This window comes from Acinetobacter stercoris (assembly GCF_900323515.1).
GTDB classification, from domain to species: Bacteria; Pseudomonadota; Gammaproteobacteria; order Pseudomonadales; family Moraxellaceae; genus Acinetobacter; species Acinetobacter stercoris.
The window spans coordinates 1-1,180 of the sequence record NZ_OOGT01000405.1; the positions used below are offsets into that span (position 1 = coordinate 1).

At 28.8% G+C, this 1,180-nt stretch carries 1 protein-coding gene; it reads right to left on the reverse strand.

Annotated features, from left to right (window positions below):
• Window positions 1–759: 759 nt before the first annotated feature.
• The coding region (locus KPC_RS19890; RefSeq protein WP_121976015.1) for a hypothetical protein at window positions 760–1,180 on the reverse strand (421 nt) is incomplete at its 5' end.

Genomic DNA, 1,180 nt, shown 5'->3' on the forward strand with positions numbered 1-1,180 from the left:
CCATTAGCATTATAAATAATATATTAATATAATTATAATTTTGGTGTAAATGCTTAGCAAATCGATAATATAACTCTAGCTTTAATCATTTTAACCTGATTTACTTTTATAAATTACTTCAATTTTTTCAAAAATGGCTCTTTTAGCAGTCGATGTCATATTGGCTCTATTTGTGTTTGATTGATAATAACCTATCGTGCCATCGAACATCACTCCAAATCTGGAATACAGCATTCACAATGGCATATTGACCATCTGATTCTCCTCTAGCTATAGCCCTTCTCATTAAAGATCCTCGAAATACTTCTATTAATTTATCTGCATATACTAATTCAAAATTTCCTGTAACATTATTTTTCCTTATGTGTAACACATCCAGCATCTTCCAATACTTGAGCTTTCCTTTCAAATATACCTCTCACTCCATTAGTGAAAAACTTATGACACTTCTAATTTTCTTCTGAAAATTTAATCCTATCTTCAATTACCTCATCAAGATCTTTGTAGTTTCTAAAATTATAATATTCCTGTACACGCTTTCCATTAGGTTTATCTTCCCAGACTAAATGCCTACTTTTAGGCCCCTTCCATCTGCTATCGACCTTTATATTAAATATATTATTTGTACCTGCTAATATTTTTCTCCTCATCCTGTTTCTTGAGCAGCTTGAGCTAATACAGTTTCCCAACTCACATTTTTCTTACAGAACAATAAATTGAAGTAATATAATTTAGTTTATCTTCATATGTATAAGCCATTCATTTTACCTCAATTGCATATTTATTATATTTCGAATTTTCTGACTTATCTGCACAACTATAAAGGACTTCTAATTTATTATTTTTTTTATAAAACCCATCATCAATTTCACAAGTCCATTTTTTATTTATAAATTTATGTTTACTTAAAACTCCAAATTTATCAAAAACACTTATCACCAATATTGACTGAGATAATGTGTTTTCCGGTTGGGTAATTGAACTAGATAAAATATAATATTTATTATTTTTAAAAGCACAATCCTGTATGGTAGTTTCAAAATAATCAGGCTTTACTTCGAATTTAGTATAGCTTTTAGCCCTCCCTAATTTTATGAGAGATATATTTGCCGGGATCGCATCATCAAATTTAACTTTATAATCACATTTTTCAGTTGCTAAAGCAGAACTAGTTATAAAA